Source organism: Paenibacillus sp. FSL P2-0089 (genome assembly GCF_038595095.1).
Classification (GTDB): Bacteria; Bacillota; Bacilli; order Paenibacillales; family Paenibacillaceae; genus Paenibacillus_AQ; species Paenibacillus_AQ silagei.
On sequence record NZ_CP152006.1, the window covers coordinates 1 to 17,944 of the forward strand.

Below are 17,944 nucleotides of genomic sequence, written 5' to 3' on the forward strand. Positions count from 1 at the left end.
TTGATAGATAATAACAAAGCCGGGCAGAATATATTGAACTTAAGGAAGGGGCTTTCCCTGACCCAAACAGAACTGTCCAGATTAGTGGGCGTAAGCCATCAGGCGGTTTCCAAGTGGGAGCAGGGTGACTGCCTGCCTGATATCGGGGTGTTGCTGAAGCTTGGACAGGTCTTCGGGAAGTCGGTGGAAGAGCTTCTGTTAGGGGATAGTGTTAGCGGCGATTCAGCTTCTGAGAAAAATATAAGCCCTCCCATCGAGCTGCCGGATGAGGTCTGGACGCAAGCCTTGAATCATATCCAAGGCCGCATCTCACCACCCAGCTTCAACACCTGGTTCAAGGGCACGAAGGGGAAACAGCTGGGGGAGACTTACTGCGTTTACAGTCCGAGCCGTTTTGCTTCAGAATGGTTATATCACCGTTATTCCAATTTGATTGTACCGATTCTCGAAGATATTACAGGCATATCCAGCCTTAATGTCGAGTTCTGCTCTATGGGAGCATGGGACACCAACCGTAAGGGTTAGGTTTCTATCCGGTAGGTTTTGCCAAGCTGATGACCCAGACCAAAATAATGGCGGAAATTGTAGATGAGCGGACTCCATTTCAGAGGATCGATATGATTGTCATCCATATTAATCAGGTGCAAGGAATGAAGCTACCACTCCATAAAATTCTCTTCAATCAGCGCAGCAAACGATTCTGCGATCACCTCGTAATCCCCGTTATCATGGTCGATGAGCAGCACGCGGCCCTTGGGGTCAAGCAGGATTGGGTTGCCCGAGCCGTCCATGGAAAAGACTGCACTTCGTGCAAGCAGCCCGCTCATAGGGGTATCCTTGTAATCCTCGCGGAAGGACAACGTTAACTCGATCACACTTTCCCGTCCGATGGAGGAACCGTTGCTGAAGGCGTGTACGGATAGTCCGGCATAGGCGCCGCCAAAGCTTCGGATGAATTGAACATAATCCTGATCCAGTGACAGACCCAGTTGCTTCTCTGCCTCAGCGATTTGTTCCTCTGTTGCCGGTGTACCGAGCAGACTCTGATTCCCTTCTTTGGTTAAAAAAAGCTGTAAACGTTCCATTAGCGCATCATTCATTGTTCTTCCTCCATTTCTAAGAGTATCTATTAATCATAACAAGAGCGGGACTTAGGTCAATAGTGCTCTTTGAATGATCTAAATGTGTTGCTGCGAAGGCATATGAGCCGGATATAAAAAAGCTGTCCCATACGCAGTAATTCTGCGAAAGGGACAGCTTTTTAAATACTTTCAACCCTATTTAGTTATCGCTGCGCCCATTCACTCAGCCAAACGAAGTTTCGACACTCTGCGCGACAATCTCTCTGAGCTCGGCCTTCTGTGCGTTGAACTGCTGCGGGGTGATGCTGCCGCTGGCGAGTCTGGCTTCGAGCTGCTGGGTCAGCTGCTTGACTTGCAGGTTGATGACCTGGGTCACGTTGCCGCCATTCTCTTCTGCGATGTTACGCAGGGACTTGCCTTCATATAAGGCGTCGTATAGCTCTTCGTCAGAGGTCGGGTTCAGGTTCAGGGCATCCAGCAGCTCATCGGTATCGGCCACATCAGAGGTGGACCATTTGGCGACAGGAAGGGTATGTAAAGCCGGCTTACCCCAGGCCGTTCCTCCGAACGACATAGCTACGATCATTGTTCCTACAATCATTACACGCTTAATATTCATATGTTTTATATTCATGTGTATAATCCTCTTTTCGTGGTTGGTTATATCGGTCAAGGTTCATCATTTACGGCGGCTAGTGAACTTCAGCTAAGTACAGTTTACCCAATAATACTGAAATGAAGCTTAAGTCTTCTTAAAGATAACCTAAACTTTGCTTGGCTCTGCCGGTTCCTTGCTCCGGCTTCTTCATCTGCGTTATTCTTGAAGGGCAGTAACAGATCAGAACAAGCGTGAGCGGAAGGATGAACCGTCTATGAAAAAAATACTGGTCGTCGATGACGAACCGGCCATTGTAAGTGCGATTGCCTACGCGCTGCGGCGTGAAGGCTATGAGGTCGATACTGCCGGTGACGGGGAGGAAGCGCTGAGCAAGGCGAATACCTTTCGTCCGAATGTGCTGGTGCTGGATGTAATGATGCCGAAGCTGAGCGGTTATGATGTCTGCCGCAAGCTGGAGGATCGGGATGATATTGGAATCATCCTGCTGACTGTCAAGAATGATATTGTGGATAAAATTGTCGGTCTGGAGCTGGGTGCAGACGATTATATGACCAAGCCCTTCGAGATCCGCGAGCTGCTGGCCCGGGTGAAGGCGCTTCTGCGCCGGCTGGAGAAGAATACGGCTGAGGTTCGCAGTGAGCTGATCGAATACGGCCTCTTGCAGGTTCACCCGGACCGGCGCAGCGCCGAGCTTGGCGGGGAGCCGCTGGAGCTGACCCCGAAGGAATTCGATCTGCTGCATCTGCTGCTCTCGCACCCGCAGCGGGTGTATATGCGCGAGGAGCTGCTGGAGCAGGTCTGGGACATGGACTATGCCGGGGGAACGCGCACCGTGGATATTCATATCCAGCGGCTGCGCAAAAAGCTGGGCGAGCCCTACCAGAATATCCTGCAAACCGTCTACGGTGTAGGCTATAAGGCAGTGCCTGCGGGGAGCTACTCATGAGAATCAGCATCAAGCTGAAGTTCAGCCTGTTCCTGGCGGCGCTGCTGATTCTGGCCGTCGGCGTGCTGAGCTACTTCGTCCTGCGCGGCGTGGAGCGCAATGAGCAGGGCCAGACGGAGCACAATCTGGCCCAGCACGTCAACACGGTCAATCTGCGCGTGAAGCAGACGTACTATACCGGTGCGCGCCTTACGCCGCAGGTCTTCATGCAGCAGCGCGGCAAGGCGCTGGCTGCCGAGCTGGCCGGATTCACCGGCCTGGAGGTGACCCTGTACGACAGCCAGGGCCAGCAGGCGGGCACCTCGGCGCAAGGCGGGCCTGAGCCTGGGCCGGGTCCGGGCAAGCCGGATCTCAGCACAGTGCTGGAATACGCGCTGAATAACAAGGTCGCCTACCAGAGTGAAGGCGACAAGCTGTTCTACCTGGCCCCGCTGCAGGGGCCGGAGGGCCAGATGGGCGTGGTGCAACTGCAATACTCCCTGGAGGGAGCCCGCAGCTTCCAGCAGACACTGCTGAATCTGTTCCTGACGACAGGCGGCGTGGTTCTGGTGTTCAGCTTCATCCTCGGGTATCTGTATTTCAACCGTGCGGCTGCCTCCATCGGGCGGCTGAAGAAGGCGGCGGAGGATATCCGCGGTGCCAACTATATCACGGCTCCGCCGGTGCGGCGTAAGGATGAGCTGGGGGAGCTGGCCGAGGGCATCTACTTCATGAGCCGGGAGATCGAGCGCAGCATTGCCGCCAAGGATGAAGAACGGCGTAAGCTGGAGCTGGCGGTGGAGAAGCTTCAGGCGCTGGAGCAGCAGCAGAAGCAGTACATCGGGAACATCAGCCATGAATTCAAGACGCCGCTGACCTCGATTAAGGCGTATGTTGATCTGCTGAATATGTATGACGATGACCCCAAGCTGCTGCATGATGCCAAGCTGAGTATCGCCAAGGAAACAGAGCGGCTGTACGAGATGGTGGAGAAGGTGCTGCAATTAACGGCGCTGGAGAAGTATGATTTTGAATCCCAGGCAGAGCTGCTGGAGGTTGAGAGTACGCTGCGCGATATCTGCGGACGGATGAAAGGCAAGGCGGAGCGCTACGGCCTCACAGTCACGCTTGACGCCCAGCCCGCGCATATCTGGATCGATAGAGAAAGCTTCATGCATATCTTCATCAATCTGCTGGACAATGCGATCAAATATAATGTCCCGCAGGGGAGTATTCATCTGCACAGCGAGGTCAGGGAGCAGCGGGTATGGATTACTGTGCAGGATTCCGGCATCGGCATTCCGGAGGCGTCGAGGGAGAAGATCTTCGAAGCGTTCTATACGGTCAATCGTGACCGTTCCAGAGCCTCGGGCGGCACAGGGCTTGGACTCTCGCTGGTCCGTAATCTGGTGGAGAAGCAGGGCGGAACCATTGCCTTGCTGGAAGGCTCAGGCGAAGGGGCGGCGTTTGAGCTGTCTTTTCCGCTGATGACCTGAAGGGATAAAGTTTACAAGTTGGAGATATTTGCGATGCGGTTTGGAAATAAGCGTCCGCTATGCTGAAGTGGCAACATGAGCGATGAGCTGGAGGGAAGCCTGAATGAATCATAAGAGCCATAGAGCCAGGGGCAAGATCTGGAGCATTCTGCTCTGCGGAGCTGTTCTGCTAACGGTTACTGCCTGTAGTACTGAGAGCACAGATACACGTGAGGTTGTAGAGAAGGCAGGCCGCAAAATTACAGTCCTCGATAATATCAGCGAACCGGTCTATACAAAGCTGAAGCTTGCGGGCATACAGAAGGTGGAGGGGGTGCGGGGGACGGATTTTGCCGGTGAGGATGTAATGGTAGTGACCAAGGAGAACCGCAGTCTTCCCTCGCAGATTATTGAAGGACAGGAACGGTATCCGCTGAATCTCTATCTGCATACCCTGTCCACAGGTGAGGAAGCCCCGCTGCAGGTTGGAGAGCTGAATTACGGCGCGCCGCAGTTGTCTCCGGACAAGACGCATGTCTTCTTCAAGGAGCTGTATGACGTCACAGGGTTCGGCTATATTATGGATCTGTCCGGGGGTGCACCGGTGAAGGTAAGCGATGCAGAGTTTCGGGTGGAGGAAGGAAAGTGGGCGGATGACGCACATGTGATTTTTCCTGATATGGAAGGCAATATTCTAAGTGCAGATCTAACCGGCAAGCAGGAGACGATCGTGAAGACGGGCATCCCGTATGTGCATGAGGTGGTTCAGACCGGCAGCCGGATTCTCTATGTTACAGGTGAAGACAGCCAGCTTAGCGCCTATGACATAGCGACGAAGCAGACCAAGGTGCTGCGAAAGAATGTGATCTGGGCGGTTCCTTCTCCGGACGGAAGTCAGATGGCGATTGTCGAGCGTATCGGACCCGGAGAGATGACTCTGAAGCTCTGTGACAGCGAAGGCAATGAGCAGTCTAAGCTAGCTTCAGGGCAGCAGATCTTCGGCACCAGCTGGTCGCCGGACGGCAAGCTGCTGGCTTATGCAGTGACGGCGGCCGGTTCAACGGATGACCAGCAGGACCTGTTCATTACCGAGGTGGAGACCGGAGAGCAGACACCTGTGCTGAATGATTTTCATCTGGCTGACCCTCTCCACTGGAGTCCGTCCGGTAAGAAGCTGCTGGCGACAGCTACGGTGCTGAAGGATAATATCTATCAGTTTCTGACCTACGTGGTCAGCCTGTCGTAACAATTTTATAATTCTTACTTGACAGGTTGGTTTAAGGGGGTATATGATAACAGCAATCGTTCACCGCTAATTAAATGAACAGTGAAATAATCGCTGTGAACATCATACCTGAGATTTGAGCTGATTGGACCACCAAAGGCTCCCGTTACAGTTCCCGAACAGGGAATGGACCGGGGGCCTATTTGCGTCCCGTGGAGGAGAGAGAGGGCATGGAGGATAGACAGTGGGAGCAACTGGAGCAGGCGGATCATCTGTTCCGTAAGCTGGTACGCAGGTTCGTCAAGGAGCGCGACCGGGTAAGCGTGGAAGGGGTGGCCTTGCCGGGAATGCTGATTCTGCACAAAATCATCCGCGACGGGGAGCAGCGGCTCAGCGATCTGGCGGAGGAGCTGGACTTCACCTCAGGCGCCATCACAGCGCTGAGTGACAAGCTGGAGGCCGGCGGATATACGGTGCGCAGGCGCAAGGAGGTTGACCGCCGGACCGTATTGCTGGATATTACCGCCCGCGGCCGGGAGATGGTGGAGCGCAACGGCAACATCGGTGCTAAGTGTATTACGCTTCTGTTCGAGGGGTTCACGGAGGAGGAGCTGGAGCAGCAGAGCCGTTTCTATGAGCGGATCATCGGCAATCTGGAAGGATTCGCGGATACGCTGCTGAAGCTGGCACAGGAGAACGCTGCCGCTGCCGTTCCCGCAGAGCCTGAACAGAAGCCGCACACAGGACCGAAGAGCAATTATCTCAGCTACTGAGAATGAAGGGTATACTACCATAACGATAGGGAGAGATGAACATGGGACATTCCACAATATATCCAACAGGGGCAACCGTATATAACCCAAACAAGGCATGGAGCGGCTATACGGTGTTCCAGGCAGGCGACGAAGGCGTAGTGCTGATCGATATGAACGGCAAGGAGGTGCATCTATGGCAAGGGCTAATCGGTTTTCCGGCCAAAATCCTTCCCGGTGGCTATGTCCTGGGCAGCACCGGCAGAAGAGATCCCAAATTCGGCATTCAGGATAATGTCGATCTGGTGCAGGTGGATTGGGAAGGCAATGTGGTCTGGAGATACAACAGCTATGAGCTGATCGAGGACCCTGGGGCCGAGCCGCTCTGGTATGCCCGCCAGCACCATGATTACCAGCGGGAAGGCAATCCTGCCGGATACTATGCTCCTGGGCTTGAACCTTCGGTTAACAGCGGGACAACGCTCATCTTGGCGCATAAAAATCTGCATAACTCCGAGATTTCCGACAAAGAGCTGCTGGATGACACGATTATTGAAGTGGACTGGGAAGGTAATGTCCTCTGGGAGTGGGCGGCCAGCGATCATTTCGCGGAGCTGGGATTCGACCAGGCGGCGCGCAATGTCCTGTTCCGCGACCCCAACACCCGCTCCTTCGGCGATCTGGGCGGCGGCGTAGGCGACTGGCTGCACATTAACTCTGCGTCCTATGTGGGGCCGAACCGGTTTTATGATCAGGGAGACGAGCGCTTCCACCCGGACAATATTATCTGGGATGCCCGTGAGGCGAATATCATCGCGATCACGGATAAGCGCAGCGGGGCCATTGTCTGGCGCTTGGGCCCGGATTATTCCCTGCCCGAAGTGAAGCATATCGGCTGGATTATCGGCCAGCATCACGCCCACATCATTCCGAAGGGGCTGCCGGGGGAAGGCAATCTGCTTGTATTCGATAACGGCGGTTGGGGCGGCTACGGTCTGCCGAATCCGGCATCGCCCTTCGGGCAGAAGAATGCGCTACGCGATCACTCGCGTGTGCTGGAGATTAACCCGGTGACGCTTGCGATCGAGTGGCAGTATACTTCGGCGGAGGCCGGATTCTCCATTCCGACGGATTCCTATAAGTTCTACAGCCCGTATATCAGCTCGGCGCAGCGGCTTGCAAACGGCAACACGCTGATTACCGAAGGCTCCAATGGACGGCTGTTCGAGGTCACGGCAGCGCATGAGCTGGTCTGGGAGTATATTTCCCCATACACCGACCGCCGCAATACGAATATGGTCTACCGTTCTTACCGGGTACCCTATGCCTGGGTGCCGCAGCTTACGAAGCCGCAGGAGCTTGCGATTGAGCCGCTCGATGTGTCCAGCTTCCGGGTGCCGGGAGCCGCGCCGAAGGGATCAGATTCGGTCGTGCAGGTAGCGACGACGCTGCCTTTTACAGAGGGAGCTGCCTGTGTAGCCACTACGGATGAAGGCAGCGTCCGGCGGGCCAAGTAGAGACTCAGGCAGGCTTCAGAAATTCATAGACGAAGAGGTGCGTTCTTGTGACAAAATCAAGGTACAGCTTAAGCCTTCTGCTCTTATCCTTATTTCTGGTACTGGTACTCTCCGGCTGCAGCTCCAAGGGAGATGCGGCAGCCTCTGCGGGAGAGGGCAGCGGAACACCGGAGACCCTGAAGATCAGGATTGCTGATATCAACACGAATCCGACCTTCCGGGTAGCCCTTAAGCAAGGCATTTTCAAAAGCCACGGCATCGATGCGGAGATCATCAACTTCGGGACGCCGGCGGAGGGAGTGAATGCGCTGTTCATCAAGCAGGTGGATGTGGCCTTCGGCGCGGATTTTCCGGTGCTGAACGCCGTTGCCAAGGGCGACTATTCGATCATCGCTTCCGCCGGTCAGGCCACGGATCAGGCAGCGGCAGTATGGAAGCTGTACGCTAGAGACGACATTCAGTCTGCCGCTGATTTGAAGGGCAAGAATCTGAGCTTCCTGCGCGGCACCTTCCTGCCGTATCTGTGGGATGAATACCTGAAGGAGCAGGGCATCGCGCTCAGCGATGTGAAGCTTACAGGACAGGGGGCCTTCGACGAAGCCTTCATTGCCCTGAAGCAGGGGGATGTCGATGCCGCCTGGTTCAGCGGTTCAGCGCTGACCGATAAGCTGGCTGCACTTGAGGGCGTGCATGAGATGACCGATATGTCGAAGACGCCGGTGCGGCTGGGGATGGGAATCGTAGCCGAGAATGCTTTTGTAGAGGAGCATGCTGAAGGCATTGGGGCTTTCCTGGCAGCGGTGGATGAAGCTTCGGCGTATGTGCAGGAGCATCCGGAGGAAGTGGCGGAGCTGATGTTCAAGGAAGTGAAGCAGCCGAAGGAAGCAACGCTGAAGGACCTGCCGGCGAATCCGTGGAAGGTGGGCTTCACCCAGGCTGCGTATGACAGCCTCGCCGGACAGAAGAAATATATGGTGGATACAGGGATTATCACGCAGGACTTTGACCTTGGCAGCAAGCTTAAGCTGGAGCCGCTGAAGCAGGCGCTGCCGGATAAAGTGACCTATCCGAAATAAATAAAACCACAGGAGGTGCCCCATGTCTTTATCTGCTAAACCAGCGGCAAGGCAGCATGCTATTCATATTGAGCAGCTGCGTAAGAGCTACAGTGAACCGGCAGCCGGAGATGTCCACTACATTATTAAGGATGTAGATCTGGTGATCAAGGGCGGAGAATTCTTCGTGCTGCTTGGCCCAAGCGGCTGCGGCAAATCCACGCTGCTGAATATGATCGCGGGGTTCGTCTCCAAATCGGGCGGACATTTGCGTGTAGACAACATTGAGGTGGATAAGCCGGGCCGGGACCGGGCGGTGGTATTCCAGCAGGCAGATTCGTCCCTGTTCCCCTGGCTGACGGTGCGGGAGAATGTAGAGTTCGGACTGCGGATGAAGAAGGTGGCCAAGGCAGAGCGCCAGAGCTTATCTAGCCGGTATATCAAGCTTGTCGGGCTGGACGGTCATGAGGACAAATTCCCGAAGGCGCTGTCGGGGGGGATGAAGCAGCGGGTACAGCTGGCCCGGGTGCTGGCGAATGATCCGGCGATTCTGCTGATGGATGAGCCGTTCGGCGCGCTGGATGCCATGACCCGGCGGACGATGCAGAAGGAACTGGTGCAGATCTGGCAGGAGACGCATAAGACGGTGATCTTCGTGACCCATGATATTCAGGAAGCGCTGCTGCTGGGGGAGCGCATCGGCATTATGTCGGTAGGGCCCTCCTCCAATATCACAGACATCTACGACAATACGCTGCCCTTCCCGCGGGATGTGGCTTCACCTGAATTCTACGCGCTGTACAGCCGGATTCAGAGCCATTTTGAAGAATAGGACGGGAGGTGACACCTGATGAGATGGGTGGAAAAGAAATGGGTATCCGTATCCCTGCTGTGGCTTGCCGTACTCTTCCTCTGGCAGCTTGGCGCCTGGGTGTATGGTCCCGATGTCATTCCCGGGCCGTGGGCCACGGCCCGCGGCGGGTGGGAGCTGGTGGAGGACGGGACGCTGGTGCAATATATCGGGGTCAGCTTGTACCGCGTGCTGATTGGCTGGGTGCTCGGCAGTCTGCTGGCTATTCCGGCAGGACTGATCACCGGCAAAGTGAATGCTATACGCCTGTTTGCCGAGCCGTTCCTGAATTTCATCCGCTTCATTCCGCCGATTGCCTTCATTACACTCTTCCTGGTCTGGTTCGGCATCGGGGAGCAGTCGAAGATCGCGCTGATTATGTACGCCACCTTCTTCATTGTGGTGCTGAATACCCTGACCGGAGTCATGTCGGTGGAGGAGGATAAGATCCGCTCCGCACGCAGCATGGGGGCCAGTGAGTGGCAGATTCTGCTGCATGTCATTGTGCCTTCGACCATTCCTTATATTTTCACCGGTGTGCGGCTGGCGATGGGCACCTCCTATATGGCGATTATCGGCGCCGAGATGATTGCCTCGAACGAAGGGGTAGGGTATCTGATCTGGAACTCGCGGTTGTTCTTCCGTACGGACTGGATCTTCGTGGGGCTGATTAGCCTCGGCTTCATGGGCTTCTTCACAGACCGGGTCTTCGGCTGGTTCGGCCGGAAGGTGCTCTACCGCTACGGTGTGGTCAGCGTGGCTGCGCACAGAAGATAAAGGAATGGCTCGGATCGGTTAGTAGCAACGGGATTCGTGGTATAATGGGGGAAGCTGCAAGCAAGCAGGATGAACAGGAAGGAGCAGTACCCCCAATGGAAGTAACCGCACAGGAAGTAGCGGAGTGGATGGTGAAGGAGATTAAGTTCACAGGAACTTTATACCAGACCGCTGCGATTGAATATGTGAAGGCGAATTTCGGTGAGGAATTTGTATTCGTGAATGAGAATGGCAATGCCTCGTTATCCAAGGAAGTGAAGAAGGCCTTCCGCAAGCTGCATGGCGGCCGGATTGCCTGGGACCGCGACGGATTCCTCTGGGCCTGGACCTGAGGCTGAACGAGTAGAGGATAACCATAAGAACATAACAAAGGGAGCATTGCTGTAATAGCAATGCTCCCTTTTGTTATATTCCTGCCCTTAATACAACATTCTCCTCATTACATTGGCCCAAATCCAAGATTGTTGTAAAGAAGGCAGTATTTTCACTTGTTCATCCGGTTTAGCAGGGCGAATCCTGCAATTTCTACAACAATTCAACAAAAACACAGCTATAGAGGAATCAAAATTGTATAACGTACAACATTTGTGCCTACCGTGCTACTAGTACAGTGTCAGATTTAAAAGGGTGAGTAGGAGCGATAAGGTATGAAGAACTTAAAGAGTGAAGTCATTGGACCAGATGTATGCGAAAAAGAGAACACATTGTGCTGGCGCCAAGGTAATCCGCCCAGATGTATACGAAAAACGGAACACAATCGCAGCATCAGATTTAATAGGGTGGATAAGCTTGCGAAACTCCATCCCAAAATCTAACGGACCGGAGAGGCCTTATCCCCACGAGAACGCCACCTTTTGCAGCGTAACGGACTCAGGCGACCTTATCGCCTCTCTACGAGACGTTTCGGAGCTGAATTGCAGGGGATAAGCTCCATGGGGTCCGTTACCCGCCCAAGTGACGACTTTCTTACTTAATAAGAGCGCCTCAGTCCGTTACGCTAAGCCAAACGTCCCTGAAGAACAACCCCCGCTTGGAAAAGATGATATTTTGAAGGGGAATTGCATCTGTTCCACCTTTTTAAATCTGACGATCTACTAGGAAGCTCTCCATCATAGTAAGAAGTCTTCATTCTGCGGGTGGCATCCCCTATACATATTCCAGCATGCCCTTGTCCTTGAGCAGATCAACGATATCTTTAACCGACTGCGCCTTATCCTTGGGACAGATCATGACCGCGTCCCCGGTGTCGGCGATAATGAAGCCGTCCACGCCGATGGTGGTGATCAGACGCCCGTTGCCGTAGATAATGGAATTGCGGGTGTCGATGCCGACATGATTGGCCTTGATAATGTTGCCTTCATCATCAGGCGGGAAGATGGCGCCGAGTGCATCCCAGCTGCCGATATCATTCCAGCCGAACTGGCCGGACAGCACCACTACCTCATCAGAGCGTTCAAGTATGCCATAGTCAATGGAGATATTCTGCAGCAGCGGATAGATCCGGTTAATCGTCTCCTGCTCCTGGTCTGTACCGAGCGCTTCACTGATCGGCAGCATCGTATTATATAGCCGCGGCAGATAACGTTTGAAGTTATCGATAATGACCGAAGTTTTCCAAATGAAGATCCCGCTATTCCAGAGATAATTGCCTGAGGCCAGATACCCCTGTGCCTTCTTGAAATCCGGCTTCTCCACGAATTCAGCTACATCGTATACGGCAACCGGCTTGACTGCGATCGGCTCCTGGTCATAAGCGATGTAGCCGTAGCCGGTGGAGGGGAAGGTCGGCTTAATCCCGATCGTGACAATGGCGTCACTCTCCATCGCGACGGTGCAGGCTTCGTCCAGCGTAAGCCGGAACTGCGGCTCATCGGTAATGTAGTGATCGGAAGGCAGGACAACCATTAGGGAATCCCCTTCACTCATCTGCTGGATGGAGAAGGCGGCGAACAGGATGCTTGCTGAAGTATTCCGGGCCACAGGCTCGATCAGAATATTGCTTTTCTGAACACTACTGTGCATAATGCTCTCCAGCAGGACCGCCTGGGTGCGGTTCGTTACAATAACGGTATTCTCCTGCGGGATGATGCCCTTGAAGCGTTCGATCGTATCGTTCAGCATAATATCGTTGCCGCTGATGTTCAGCAGCTGCTTGGGGATTTCCTGTCTGGACAGCGGCCAGAAGCGGGTGCCGCCACCGCCTGCAAGTATGGTTGCGTATTTATCCATGATGAGTCACCAGATGGGCAATCGAGAAGGAGATAATGCTCTCCGATCCCTGATTGAGGTTCAGCCCTGAGCTGTGAATGCCGTCGTAGCAAGCCCCGGACTGGGGGTCAATCAGGGAGATCTGCAAGGAATTATTCCCTGTATACCAGGCGTAGCACAGGTCAGCCCGCTGCAGATAAGCCGGGTCCTTCAGCACAACGGCCGCTTCCTCGCAGGCCAGCAGCATTTCGCAGGCTTCGATGGGCTGTTCATCATATAACGCAGGGCTGCCGCCGCGCAGCAGCCAGCCGTGGCTGCCAATGGGCTTGTAATAGCCTTCCGGCGCGAAGGTCCGGGAGATCAGGAAATCGAGGCTTTCCTTAGCCGTGATTCTCAGCGCCGGATTGCCGGAAATCTTGTAAGCCTTAAGCAGCGCCCAGGGCAGCATCGAGTTACCATACGTAAGACTGTCTTCATACCAGTTCCAGCCTTCGCCCTTGGTGAGATTGTATTGGTCATTCAGCCGGACGGCAACAGATTCAATAAGTTCTGTGATGAAGGCTTCAGGCAGGAAGGCGCGTTCTTCTTCTGTACTTGGTATATGCGGATAAGGGAAGGAGTAGGTAAGTGCTCCTGGAGTCCCGGGTAAATAGCTGAGTCCGATCACGGCATAGGCCAGAGCCCGGGGTGACCGCAGGCCTGCGATATGCGGCAGCGCCTGGTTGATTAAATAACGGCAGGTATTCAGCAGATTATCAGGCAATATGGAGGAATAGGAGAGTACGAAGCCCAACGCCCAGAGGGTACGCCCCTGGCAATCCTCAGAGCCCCGTTCTTCCAGGAAGGAACGGTTATAGTCCATGAAGTTCCGGAAGTTGCCTTCTTCAGTCTGTGCATGGTGGACGAAAGAGAGGTACGTATGGATCAGGTCGAGGGAGGCGTTGTCCTGATTTTTTTTGTACATCAGAACGGCTGCAATTAGAGCCCGCGCATTATCATCGGTAGTGTAGCCTTTGGCACGGTCGGGAACCCCGAATTTCGTATGCTGAAAAATCCCTGTATCATCGGTAATCCGGCGCATATAGTCCGGCTTGAACTGTAACACTGCTGGCGCCTGCATCAGATCACACTCCGGTCAGCCGGTGTGGCAAGGCCTATAATGTCCTGGAAGATGGCGGCATAGGTCTTCGCAACCTCACTCCACATCATTGTACTGCCGAGTTCCTGTGTACGCTGTTCCATATCCCGGACTTTGGCCGGACTGTCCAGCAGCTCCAGAATACAGGCCTCCAGGGAAGCCGAATCGCGGAATTCTGCCAGCAGTCCTCTGCCTCCCGCCAGCATTTCTTCGGCATAGCGGTAAGGGGTGGAGATAATCACTCTGCCATAGCCGACTCCATAAGCGAGCGTTCCGCTGACGGCTTGTTCCTTGCCCAGATAAGGAGTCATATATATATCCGACATCACCAGGGACTCAATGACCTCTTCCTGGGTCAGCAGCTTGTCGACGAACAGCACATTATTGACCAGGTCTAATTCATGCACCAGATCGGTCAGCTTTTGCCGGTAGACTTCACCGGTCTCCTGCTTAACGACCGGATGCGTCTTGCCCCAGATGATATAGAGCGCGTCAGGATGCTGCTTCACTACGCCGCTCATAGCCTCAATTGCATATTCAATGCCCTTGCCGGGACTCAGGAAGCCGAAGGTCGAGAGGATTTTGCGTTCGCCGAACTTGTACTGGAGCTTCAGCTCTGCACGTGTGGAGGTCTGGACAAAAGGAACGCCGTGATGAATGAATGCTATTTTGACGGCGTTAATATGATAGACAGAGATTAGATCCTCTACTGTGGATTGGGCCATGGTCACCACCTTGACGCTTCCTTCGGCGAGCCGGGTGATAATCTCATGCTGCTTGGGGGTAGGCTTGGTTAAGACAGTATGGAAGATAACCACGTAAGGGATCTGAAGCTCTTCTGTGAACTGCAGCAGATATTCGCCGCTCTCTCCGCCGTAGATGCCGAATTCATGCTGAATGACTAGCAGATCGGTATCTGACTGGTTGATGTCCCTGGCTGATTCTATATAATCAGATAGCTGATGTTGGTTGATTTCCCGCATGACCTGATCCGTGTAACGGTAGTTCCCGTTGTTATTCATGGCGATGATGCGCGGTTTGTTGAAGCCCTGAAGCTTCGTGAATTCATCCAGCAGATCCTGGGTGAAGGTAGCAATTCCGCATTCTCTAGGCAGGCTGGTGGACAGGAAAACAATGTTTTTATTGCGGTTGCTGTGGTTCATAATAGAAAGCCTCCCTATTGATTATCGAACTTTTGGGGACAAAAAAAGAAAATAAAGAGGACTTTATTTTCCGGGGATGAGTGGTATAAAGTTTTGTTTCTGCAAATCATTTCCTGCCCAAACTATAACATGACCATTTAATCTTGTCAATTTATTGACTCCCTTGAAATCACCGGATATAGTGATGTAGGAGGTGTATGGATGCCAGTCATACGCAGTAAATTGAGTGAGGTTATGGATAAGCATGACCCGAAATTATCGATTCGCAAGCTAGCGAAGGACATTAATTACCATTTCGATTCCGTCCGGCGGATGTACAAAGACGAGATGGTGCAGTATCCCCGGGATCTGCTGCTGAAGCTGTGTACGTATTTCAATATTCAGCCTGGGGAATTGATCCGGATGGAACCGGATGAGAACGATTGGGCAATAGATAAGGCAAATGAATATGAGGAGGAAGGCAATGACAAGGAGCCCGGCGAAGACAGCAACCTGTAATGAACTGCTGGATACCTTTTATGCCAATCTCCGTACCGTGCACGTGGAGAAGCTGGTCTTCTCCGGCGTGGGCGGACGCGATGTCTACAATATAACAGCCCCGTTCCTGCATGACGGGGAGGAAGTGATCTTGGGAAGAGTTGAGGAACGGGATAGCGAGTTCTCTCAAGTCTTCTTTTTTACATCTGGCGCAGATGGGGTATGGGTTCCCCGTGCGCATACCCATACCTATAATCTGCAGGACCCCTGCGTAACCCGCGTCAAGGGAGAATTGATTGTCGGCGGAGTTGAGGTGATTACGGCTGGGGATAATCCGCCCAAGATAGTCTCCTGGGTTACCCAGTTTTACCGGGGATACCGGATCGACTCGCTTCATCACTTCTCCTCCGGTCCGGAGCTGATGAAGGATATCCGGCTGATTGAGCTTCAGGATGGCAGAATCGGTGTACTGACCAGACCGCAGGGAGAGCGGGGCGGCAGAGGACAAATTGGCTTCACCATTATTGATTCACTGGAGGAGCTGCATGAACAGACCTTACTGGAGGCGGAGATTCTGCAGCATCAGTTCGTGCCGGAAGAGTGGGGCGGAGCCAATGAAGCCCATCTGCTGCGCAATGGCCATATAGGTGTGCTGGGGCATATTGCCTGCTTCGACCGTCTGGGGAAGAAGCATTACTACTCTATGGTCTTCTCGCTTAATCCGGACACTTTGGAGACTACCCCGGTTAAAATCATCGCAGCCAGAAGCGATTTCCCGATCGGTCCGGGCAAACGTCCTGATCTGCAGGATGTCATCTTCAGCGGCGGACTGGTACGCGGAGCGGACGGCCGGGCGGTATTGTCTGTAGGCGTCAGCGATGCGGAAGCCTATAGAATCGAGATCCCTGATCCTTTTGCCGAATATGAAGTCTGATTGCCGCAGGTTTGACTAGATTCTATGGTCATGTTACACTTGAGGTGACAAGAATTTATGGTCGAAGAGAGCGGGAACCAAGCAATGAGTAAATTTATTCAACTAAGCAATCGTACGTCTGACACGAAGTCCAACCTGAATGTGGCAAGAAAGCAGGGCCGCATCCCGGCTGTACTGTACGGAATTGGTAAAGATACTCTTAGTCTTGAAGTGAACGAGAAGGAACTGCTGGAAGTGCTGAGAACGAATCCGCGGGCGATCCTGCAAGGGAAATTGACCGACGGTACAACCGTTCCGGTAGTGGTTCAGAACATCCAGAAGCAATCCATGTCCGGTAAAGTGCTGCATATTGATTTCCAGCATGTGAACATGAGCATCAGCATGGACAGCAAGGTGACCATTCATTTTGCAGGCGAAGCTGTTGGCGTCAAAGAAGGCGGCGTACTGCAGGTGGAAATCTATGAAGTAGAAGTCCGCTGTATGCCGGGCGATCTGCCTACTTCCATGGAAGTGGATATCAGCGGCCTTGCCATCGGCGACCAATTGCTGGTGTCGGATCTCATTTTCCAGGATGGCATTGAAGTGCTGACCGATCCAAGTACGGTCATGATTCAGATCAAGACTGTACATGAAGAAGTTGAAGAACCGGTAGTAGTTACTCCGGCTTAAATACAGTATGACGCATAGCCCTTTCGGGCAGAACGTCTTGGAAGCTCATGATATATCATGATTCCGCTACGTCTGCCCGAAGGGGCTTTTTGTTGTTGTGGGGGACAGGAAGGAAGTCAGGGGGAGGTTATTTCAGCGCCCCTTCTGTCAGGCCGGCGACGATGTAGCGGTGGAAGAAGAGGTATACGACAATCATTGGGAGCGTAATAATCGCGAGTGCTGAGAACAACAGCTTATAGTCGGTCATATACCGGCTGGAGAAGGCCAGCAGACCAACCGGTATCGTCTTCAGTGCATCATTCTGGATGTACAGCATGGCCAGCAGCAGCTCATTCCATGCATTCAGCGCTGAGAAGATCCCGACGGTGGCCATGTTCGGAATAAGCAGCGGAAGGATAATCCTGCTGTACATTCTCCAGTTGCCGCAGCCGTCTATCCGGGCAGCCTCCAGCAGCTCTTTCGGTATAGAATCCAAGTATGCCTTGAGCAGGAATATGGCCAGCGGAAGGCCGGTTCCAATGTAAGGGAGGATTAAGCCCATATAGGAATCCTTCAAATTCAGCTGCTCAAAAATATAGCTCTGGGCAATGAAAAAGGATTGCAGCGGCATAAAAAGTCCGAATACGAACATCAGCATCAGGAAGCTGCTGCCGCGGAAGCGGAGCTTGCTGAAGGCGAAGGCTGCAAGGCTCGCGAAGAGCAGAATGCCCGCAACGGTGGCCGAGGTTACAATTACACTGTTGCCGGCGTAGGTGCTCATATTGCCGACGGTCCAGGCTTTGGACCAGTTCTGGAGATTGATCTGTTCCGGCAGTGCGAATGGAGCGGAGAAGATCTCCCGGTTCTCACGGAAGGAGGAGAGAATAAGCCAGAGAATCGGGTAGAAATAGAAGCAGGAAATGAAGATCATGAACAGATAATACAGAATATGCGAGAACGCTCTGCGGCTGGCCGCTTCCCCGCCGCTGTAAGCGTCTTTCTTGAGATCCAGGGCTGTGGTCGTCAAGCGGTACACCTCACTTTCGTATAATGTACATGTATCGGGGTCCCCGCAAAGTACCTGAGTCATCACCCGAAG

19 protein-coding genes and 1 pseudogene are annotated in these 17,944 nt (G+C 53.5%); 13 read left to right on the top strand and 7 right to left on the bottom strand.

The window, feature by feature from the left end:
• Window positions 1-525: a helix-turn-helix domain-containing protein gene (locus NST69_RS00005; protein ID WP_342548170.1), complete on the top strand. Its 525-nt coding sequence runs from the start codon at window positions 1-3 to the stop codon at window positions 523-525.
• On the opposite strand, the pseudogene NST69_RS00010 reads toward NST69_RS00005, so the two are convergent.
• The 3 genes and pseudogenes from NST69_RS00010 to NST69_RS00020 all read right to left on the bottom strand — a co-directional run.
• Window positions 522-638: pseudogene (locus NST69_RS00010) on the bottom strand (flavin reductase family protein); the annotation flags it as partial. The gene NST69_RS00005 and the pseudogene NST69_RS00010 overlap by 4 nt on opposite strands.
• Before the next feature lie 18 nt (window positions 639-656).
• The gene (locus NST69_RS00015; protein ID WP_342548171.1) at window positions 657-1,100 is read right to left on the bottom strand and encodes an SMI1/KNR4 family protein; all 444 of its coding nucleotides are present in this window, start codon (window positions 1,098-1,100) and stop codon (window positions 657-659) included.
• 205 nt (window positions 1,101-1,305) lie between these two features.
• Entirely contained in the window at window positions 1,306-1,716 is a 411-nt protein-coding gene (locus NST69_RS00020) for a hypothetical protein (RefSeq protein WP_340956619.1), read from the bottom strand.
• 238 nt (window positions 1,717-1,954) lie between these two features.
• On the opposite strand from NST69_RS00020, the gene NST69_RS00025 reads away from it, so the two are divergent.
• From NST69_RS00025 to NST69_RS00065, 9 genes are all read left to right on the top strand, one after another.
• Entirely contained in the window at window positions 1,955-2,647 is a 693-nt protein-coding gene (locus NST69_RS00025) for a response regulator transcription factor (RefSeq protein ID WP_036723597.1), read from the top strand.
• Entirely contained in the window at window positions 2,644-4,122 is a 1,479-nt protein-coding gene (locus NST69_RS00030) for a HAMP domain-containing sensor histidine kinase (protein WP_342548172.1), read from the top strand. The genes NST69_RS00025 and NST69_RS00030 overlap by 4 nt, the downstream gene beginning before the upstream one ends.
• A gap of 103 nt (window positions 4,123-4,225) precedes the next feature.
• The gene (locus NST69_RS00035) at window positions 4,226-5,347 is read left to right on the top strand and encodes a hypothetical protein (RefSeq protein WP_342548173.1); all 1,122 of its coding nucleotides are present in this window, start codon (window positions 4,226-4,228) and stop codon (window positions 5,345-5,347) included.
• A 209-nt stretch (window positions 5,348-5,556) separates the two neighbouring features.
• Window positions 5,557-6,099 (top strand): MarR family transcriptional regulator, encoded by a 543-nt coding sequence (locus tag NST69_RS00040; protein WP_342548174.1) that lies wholly within the window; start codon window positions 5,557-5,559, stop codon window positions 6,097-6,099.
• A gap of 41 nt (window positions 6,100-6,140) precedes the next feature.
• Window positions 6,141-7,595 (top strand): aryl-sulfate sulfotransferase, encoded by a 1,455-nt coding sequence (locus NST69_RS00045; protein ID WP_342548175.1) that lies wholly within the window; start codon window positions 6,141-6,143, stop codon window positions 7,593-7,595.
• Between the two features lie 47 nt (window positions 7,596-7,642).
• Window positions 7,643-8,671, top strand: coding sequence for an ABC transporter substrate-binding protein (locus NST69_RS00050; RefSeq protein ID WP_342548176.1), 1,029 nt, complete (start codon window positions 7,643-7,645; stop codon window positions 8,669-8,671).
• 22 nt (window positions 8,672-8,693) lie between these two features.
• Window positions 8,694-9,482, top strand: a complete 789-nt coding sequence (locus tag NST69_RS00055) for an ABC transporter ATP-binding protein (protein WP_339253058.1) — start codon at window positions 8,694-8,696, stop codon at window positions 9,480-9,482.
• An 18-nt stretch (window positions 9,483-9,500) separates the two neighbouring features.
• Complete coding sequence (locus NST69_RS00060; RefSeq protein WP_342548177.1) at window positions 9,501-10,277, top strand: ABC transporter permease; 777 nt, start codon at window positions 9,501-9,503, stop codon at window positions 10,275-10,277.
• A gap of 95 nt (window positions 10,278-10,372) precedes the next feature.
• A complete protein-coding gene (locus NST69_RS00065) occupies window positions 10,373-10,609 on the top strand; it encodes a hypothetical protein (protein WP_036723590.1) in 237 nt (78 codons plus the stop codon).
• An 814-nt stretch (window positions 10,610-11,423) separates the two neighbouring features.
• Here the strand turns inward: NST69_RS00065 and NST69_RS00070 are convergent.
• From NST69_RS00070 to NST69_RS00080, 3 genes are read right to left on the bottom strand one after another with little or no spacing between them, the layout of a single operon-like run.
• Window positions 11,424-12,506, bottom strand: a complete 1,083-nt coding sequence (locus tag NST69_RS00070; protein WP_340956613.1) for a mannose-1-phosphate guanylyltransferase — start codon at window positions 12,504-12,506, stop codon at window positions 11,424-11,426.
• On the bottom strand, window positions 12,499-13,605 hold the full coding sequence (locus tag NST69_RS00075; RefSeq protein WP_051477883.1) for a glycosyl transferase: 1,107 nt from the start codon (window positions 13,603-13,605) through the stop codon (window positions 12,499-12,501). The genes NST69_RS00070 and NST69_RS00075 overlap by 8 nt, the downstream gene beginning before the upstream one ends.
• Entirely contained in the window at window positions 13,605-14,786 is a 1,182-nt protein-coding gene (locus NST69_RS00080; protein WP_342548178.1) for a glycosyltransferase family 4 protein, read from the bottom strand. Before NST69_RS00080 ends, NST69_RS00075 begins: the two co-directional genes overlap by 1 nt.
• Before the next feature lie 201 nt (window positions 14,787-14,987).
• Between NST69_RS00080 and NST69_RS00085 the strand changes: the two genes are divergently transcribed.
• The 3 genes from NST69_RS00085 to NST69_RS00095 all read left to right on the top strand — a co-directional run bounded on the left by NST69_RS00085 (window position 14,988) and on the right by NST69_RS00095 (window position 16,866).
• Window positions 14,988-15,284: a helix-turn-helix transcriptional regulator gene (locus NST69_RS00085; protein ID WP_339253067.1), complete on the top strand. Its 297-nt coding sequence runs from the start codon at window positions 14,988-14,990 to the stop codon at window positions 15,282-15,284.
• On the top strand, window positions 15,250-16,197 hold the full coding sequence (locus tag NST69_RS00090) for a DUF1861 family protein (RefSeq protein ID WP_342548179.1): 948 nt from the start codon (window positions 15,250-15,252) through the stop codon (window positions 16,195-16,197). The genes NST69_RS00085 and NST69_RS00090 overlap by 35 nt, the downstream gene beginning before the upstream one ends.
• An 84-nt stretch (window positions 16,198-16,281) precedes the next feature.
• Window positions 16,282-16,866, top strand: a complete 585-nt coding sequence (locus NST69_RS00095; protein WP_339253070.1) for a 50S ribosomal protein L25 — start codon at window positions 16,282-16,284, stop codon at window positions 16,864-16,866.
• A 127-nt stretch (window positions 16,867-16,993) separates the two neighbouring features.
• Here the strand turns inward: NST69_RS00095 and NST69_RS00100 are convergent, their stop codons facing one another.
• Entirely contained in the window at window positions 16,994-17,935 is a 942-nt protein-coding gene (locus tag NST69_RS00100) for a carbohydrate ABC transporter permease (protein WP_339312400.1), read from the bottom strand.
• Window positions 17,936-17,944: the final 9 nt, after the last annotated feature.

Coding starts and splice junctions, on each gene's coding strand:
- NST69_RS00060 (WP_342548177.1), top strand. CDS start 9,501: ATGAGATGGGTGGAAAAGAAATGGGTATCCGTATCCCTGCTGTGGCTT.
- NST69_RS00015 (WP_342548171.1), bottom strand. CDS start 1,100: ATGAATGATGCGCTAATGGAACGTTTACAGCTTTTTTTAACCAAAGAA.
- NST69_RS00055 (WP_339253058.1), top strand. CDS start 8,694: ATGTCTTTATCTGCTAAACCAGCGGCAAGGCAGCATGCTATTCATATT.
- NST69_RS00025 (WP_036723597.1), top strand. CDS start 1,955: ATGAAAAAAATACTGGTCGTCGATGACGAACCGGCCATTGTAAGTGCG.
- NST69_RS00065 (WP_036723590.1), top strand. CDS start 10,373: ATGGAAGTAACCGCACAGGAAGTAGCGGAGTGGATGGTGAAGGAGATT.
- NST69_RS00080 (WP_342548178.1), bottom strand. CDS start 14,786: ATGAACCACAGCAACCGCAATAAAAACATTGTTTTCCTGTCCACCAGC.
- NST69_RS00085 (WP_339253067.1), top strand. CDS start 14,988: ATGCCAGTCATACGCAGTAAATTGAGTGAGGTTATGGATAAGCATGAC.
- NST69_RS00030 (WP_342548172.1), top strand. CDS start 2,644: ATGAGAATCAGCATCAAGCTGAAGTTCAGCCTGTTCCTGGCGGCGCTG.
- NST69_RS00095 (WP_339253070.1), top strand. CDS start 16,282: ATGAGTAAATTTATTCAACTAAGCAATCGTACGTCTGACACGAAGTCC.
- NST69_RS00090 (WP_342548179.1), top strand. CDS start 15,250: ATGACAAGGAGCCCGGCGAAGACAGCAACCTGTAATGAACTGCTGGAT.
- NST69_RS00100 (WP_339312400.1), bottom strand. CDS start 17,935: ATGACTCAGGTACTTTGCGGGGACCCCGATACATGTACATTATACGAA.
- NST69_RS00045 (WP_342548175.1), top strand. CDS start 6,141: ATGGGACATTCCACAATATATCCAACAGGGGCAACCGTATATAACCCA.
- NST69_RS00075 (WP_051477883.1), bottom strand. CDS start 13,605: ATGCAGGCGCCAGCAGTGTTACAGTTCAAGCCGGACTATATGCGCCGG.
- NST69_RS00040 (WP_342548174.1), top strand. CDS start 5,557: ATGGAGGATAGACAGTGGGAGCAACTGGAGCAGGCGGATCATCTGTTC.
- NST69_RS00070 (WP_340956613.1), bottom strand. CDS start 12,506: ATGGATAAATACGCAACCATACTTGCAGGCGGTGGCGGCACCCGCTTC.
- NST69_RS00035 (WP_342548173.1), top strand. CDS start 4,226: ATGAATCATAAGAGCCATAGAGCCAGGGGCAAGATCTGGAGCATTCTG.
- NST69_RS00020 (WP_340956619.1), bottom strand. CDS start 1,716: ATGAATATAAAACATATGAATATTAAGCGTGTAATGATTGTAGGAACA.